We start from the raw sequence: 4317 nt of genomic DNA on the forward strand, positions 1-4317 counted from the left end.
TTTCTTGTTGATGCTCTGGAGCGTGCTGCACGAAGTCATTATAGTGTTTTGTTTTGTCGTTGCGGCGACCACCGGTTTCGACACGGCAGAGGGCGACGGGAGAGAGGGAGAGGAATAAGAGACAGGAGGAGATCGCCGGGCGGGCCGGCGCCGGGTGCGAAGGGGAGGGCGTGTTGTTGTTCGTCGGCTTCGCCGTGGCCGCTTCCGCCTGGGAGCGGCCGCCCCGGCGCGGGTTGCTCAGCACGGTCTCGATGCGCCGGGCAATGGTCGCGGCGGAGGCCGGCTTGGCGAGCACGGTGTCGGCCCCGGCGTCCCAAGCGGCGCGCACGGTGGCGACGTCGGCGTTGGCGGTCAGCACGATGATCGGCAGATCGGGGCTGAGGCAGCTGGCGGAGCCGCGCACCCAGCGGACGAGCTGCCCGCCGCCCACCGGCTCCATCACCCAGTCGGTGACCATCAGGTCGTAGGGCTCCCGCCGCAGCAGTTCCATCGCCTCCTGCCCGTTGGCGGCGGAGGCGACCTGACCGACGCCCCAATGCTCCAGCATGTCCCGCAGAGCCCGTAGCAGCAGCGGGTTGTTCTCGACGACCAGGATCTTCAGGTGGGTCGGGTAGCGGCGCGGCATGTCGGGTCCGAAGGTTCGGGAACGAAGCGTTACCGAATATCCGAACGCCGCCCTGGGATTTCAGGACACGGAGACGTGTTAGCGCCAATCGGCGCACGACCGGGGGAGCCTCTTCGCCTCATGGAGTGCGCTTGGTCTTCAGCTCCCCCGTCCGGGAACTTGATCGAAGCCCGGGGTGCCTCTAGCGGACCAGCGCGAGATCCTTCAGGACGGCCACCTCGTGGGCCTGCTCGTCCAGGCGGGCCTTCACGGCGTCGCCGATCGAGATCACGCCGGCAAGGTCGCCCGCCTCGTTGCACACCGGCACATGGCGGTGGCGGCGCAGCGTCATCATCTGCATCAGGTCCTTGATCGTGTCCTCCGGCCGGCAGGTCTTGACCTGACGGGTCATCAGATCCTCCACCGGCATGTCCAACGCGTCGGCGCCATGCATCGCCACGGCGCGGACGATGTCGCGCTCCGACAGGATGCCGGCCAGCCGGCCCCGGCGGTCGCACACCACCAGGGCGCCGATGCGCCGGTCGGTGAGCGAGCGGGCGGCAGCCCGGATGGACTCGGACGGCAGGATCGATGCGACGGTATGGCCTTTGCGGTTCAGAACCTCGGAAACGACGGTCATGTCCACCCTCCCTCTTTGGGGTTGGCGAATCGGTGGGGTCCGATTCGGAATGAGCCTGGAGCGGCCGGCGGTTCCGGCAAGGGCGCGTCGGCCAGGATCGCGAAATCGGTTTTGCCGGCTCGTCGGGGCCGCTATGCATGAGAGGCCGAGGCCGAGGCCGGACGACGTGGAGACGGGGAAGGGAGAACGCGCATGACCACCGAGCAGAGGGTTCTTCGCCTGTCCATCGCCGTCACGGTGCTGCTGGCGGGCGCCGGCATCCTGTTCGGCCTGCTGTCGGGCTCCTTCGCCATCGTCTTCGACGGCATTTATTCGCTGGTGGACGCCAGCATGACGATGGTGACGCTGCTGGTGTCCAACCTGATCGCCGCCTCGACCAGCGCCGGCCCACGCCGCGGCAAGCTGGCGGAGCGGTTCACCATGGGCTTCTGGCACCTCGAACCGATGGTCCTCGGGCTGAACGCCACCCTGCTGATGGGGGCGGCGATCTACGCGCTCATCAACGCCGTGGGCAGCCTGATGACGGGGGGCCGCAATCTGGCCTTCGACCATGCGATCGTCTACACGGCGGTGACCGTTCTGGTGGCGGCCGGCATGGCGGTCTTCGCGACGCGGGCGAACCGGACGGTCCGTTCCGACTTCCTGGCGCTCGACGCGAAGGCCTGGATCATGTCGGCGGCGCTCACCGCGGCTCTGCTCGTCGCCTTCGTCTTCGGCCACCTGATCCAGGGCACCCGGCTTCAGTGGGTGTCGCCCTACATCGACCCGGCGGCGCTGGCCCTGGTCTGTCTGGTGGTCATCCCGATCCCGGTCGGCACGATGCGGCAGGCGCTGGCCGACGTCCTGCTGGTCACCCCCGCGGACCTCAAGCGGCATGTCGACGCCGTCGCGTCGGACATCGTCCGGCGGCACGGCTTTTCCTCCTACCGCGCCTACGTCGCGCGGGTGGGCCGGGGGCGGCAGATTGAGCTGTTCTTCATCGCCCCGAGCGGCTGGCCGCCGCGCAGGCTGGAGGAGTGGGACAAAATCCGCGACGAGGTGGGTGCGGCCATTGGCGGCGAAGGCCCCGACCGCTGGCTCACCATCGTCTTCACCAGCGATCCGGAATGGGCGGAATGACCGCCGGTCCTGTGGACGGTCCGGGCCGCGTACATTAGAGTACCCTTGATAAACGGAGCGCGTGGCGCGGGCGGAGGGCGGCGGGATGGCCGGTGATTGTTGCGGAGGCTCCTGCGGGAGCGGGGGGCGTTCAAACGGTGGGCGGCAGGCTGACTACCGCCGCACGTTGCGCATGGCGCTGCTCGTCAACGGGCTGATGGCCGCCGTCGCGCTGGCCGCGGGGCTGGAGACGCAGTCCATGGCCTTGCGGGCGAGCGCGCTGGATTTCCTGGCGGCCGCGCTGACCCACGGCGTCGGCCTGTGGATGATGGGGCGGGGGCTGGAGTACCGCGGCTGGGCCACGCTGGCGAAAGGCGTGGCTTTGACCATGCTCGGGCTGGCGGTGGTGGCCGCGACGGCGTGGAGCGCCACCGCCGGCACCGTTCCCGACGCGCCGGTGATGAGCCTCGTCGCGCTGCTCGGGATGGGGGCGAGCCTGTCGGTGGCGGTCCTGCTGTTCGCCGGACGACGCGGCGGAGTGTCGCTGCGCGCGGTCTGGCTGTGCGCCCGCAACGGCGTCCTGGCCAACGCCGCGGTGATGATGGCGGCGGCGGGCGCCTGGTCGATGGGGCAGGGCTGGCCGGACCATCTGGTCGCCGCGGTCATCGCCGCCACGGTGTTGTCCGGCACGGTGACGGCGCTGCGGCAGGCGGTGGCGGAACGCCGCGCGTGGCACGCGCCCGCCGACCCGACCGGGCTGGGCAAGGGGGCTTGACAAGGCCGCATCCCTGTGGCGAACTCGACGCCATGATTTTCGCCGCTCCCTCCCTGTCGCGTCGTTGGTGGTGGCCCGTCTAACCGGGCCGGCCAGCCGACGCGCGTGAGCGCACACAGCATCGAAAGGCCGCCCGGAGCTTCCGGGCGGCCTTTTTCCTGACCAGGGAATCCAGGTGTCGAGCAAGGGAACTCCGGGTGTCCGTCCGCCAACGGATCGACCATCGGAGACTTCGCCATGTATCCCGCCGATTTTCTCGCTTCCCCCGGCCTCCTCGAACCTTTGCGTTTCCGGACGCGCGGCGGCGTCACCGTCACGCGGCGGGCGACGGCGCTCGACCCGTATGGCGCCTTCGACCCGGTGATCGACGCGCTGGACCGCCGCCGCGGCCTGCTGCTGTCCAGCGGGGTGGAGGCGCCGGGCCGCTACCGACGCCACGCGCTGGGCTTCACCGACCCACCGCTGGCGCTCACCGCGCGCGGGCGGACGCTGCGCATCGACGCGCTGAACGCGCGGGGCCGGGTGCTGCTGCCGGTCATTGCCGAGGCTCTGCGCGGCCTGGAAGCTCTGGCTGGTCTTGAGGAGGCGCCGTCGCGCGTCACCGCTCTGGTCCGCAAGCCCATCCACCCCTTTCCGGAGGAGGAGCGGAGCCGCCAGCCCTCCGTCTTCTCGGTCCTGCGCGCGGTGCTGGACCTGTTCGCCACCCCCGATGACCCGCTGCTCGGGCTGTACGGGGCCTTCGCCTACGACCTCGCCTTCCAGTTCGAGCCGATCCGCCTGCGGCTGGAGCGGCCCGACGACCAGCGCGATCTGGTGCTCTACCTACCCGACCGGCTTGTCGCGCTGGACCCCGTAACGGGCCTTGCGCGGCTCGTCGAGTATGAGTTCGCCACGGCGGCGGGGAGCACGGAAGGGCTGGAGCGTGGCGGGCGCGACCACCCCTACCGCCCCGACACCAACGCCGAAGGCAGATGCGACCACGCCCCCGGCGCGTATCAGCGCGTCGTCGAGACTGCCAAGGCCGCTTTCCGGCGCGGCGACCTGTTCGAGGTGGTGCCCGGCCAGACCTTCGCCGAACCCTGCGCCGACGCGCCCTCGGCGGTGTTCCGCCGGCTGCGCGCCGCCAAGCCGGCGCCCTACGAGGCCTTCGTCAATCTCGGGCGGGGCGAGTTCCTCGTCGCCGCCAGCCCGGAGATGTAT

Annotated in this window: 5 protein-coding genes; 3 read left to right on the plus strand and 2 right to left on the minus strand. The window is 70.3% G+C overall.

The features are described from left to right. The coding region (locus tag GBZ26_RS27555; RefSeq protein ID WP_247884924.1) for a response regulator at positions 1-625 on the minus strand (625 nt) is incomplete at its 3' end. 181 nt (positions 626-806) lie between these two features. Further along, the gene (locus tag GBZ26_RS27560; RefSeq protein WP_174441541.1) at positions 807-1244 is read right to left on the minus strand and encodes a CBS domain-containing protein; all 438 of its coding nucleotides are present in this window, start codon (positions 1242-1244) and stop codon (positions 807-809) included. A gap of 192 nt (positions 1245-1436) precedes the next feature. On the opposite strand from GBZ26_RS27560, the gene GBZ26_RS27565 reads away from it, so the two are divergent. The 3 genes from GBZ26_RS27565 to GBZ26_RS27575 form a co-directional block, all read left to right on the plus strand. Further along, positions 1437-2363: a cation diffusion facilitator family transporter gene (locus GBZ26_RS27565; protein ID WP_174441542.1), complete on the plus strand. Its 927-nt coding sequence runs from the start codon at positions 1437-1439 to the stop codon at positions 2361-2363. 172 nt (positions 2364-2535) lie between these two features. After that, on the plus strand, positions 2536-3117 hold the full coding sequence (locus GBZ26_RS27570) for a cation transporter (RefSeq protein WP_174441543.1): 582 nt from the start codon (positions 2536-2538) through the stop codon (positions 3115-3117). Between the two features lie 237 nt (positions 3118-3354). Continuing rightward, positions 3355-4317 (plus strand): chorismate-binding protein (locus GBZ26_RS27575; RefSeq protein ID WP_174441544.1); only part of this gene is annotated, 963 nt, incomplete at its 3' end.

It is taken from the genome of Azospirillum formosense (assembly GCF_013340925.1).
Classification (GTDB): Bacteria; Pseudomonadota; Alphaproteobacteria; order Azospirillales; family Azospirillaceae; genus Azospirillum; species Azospirillum formosense.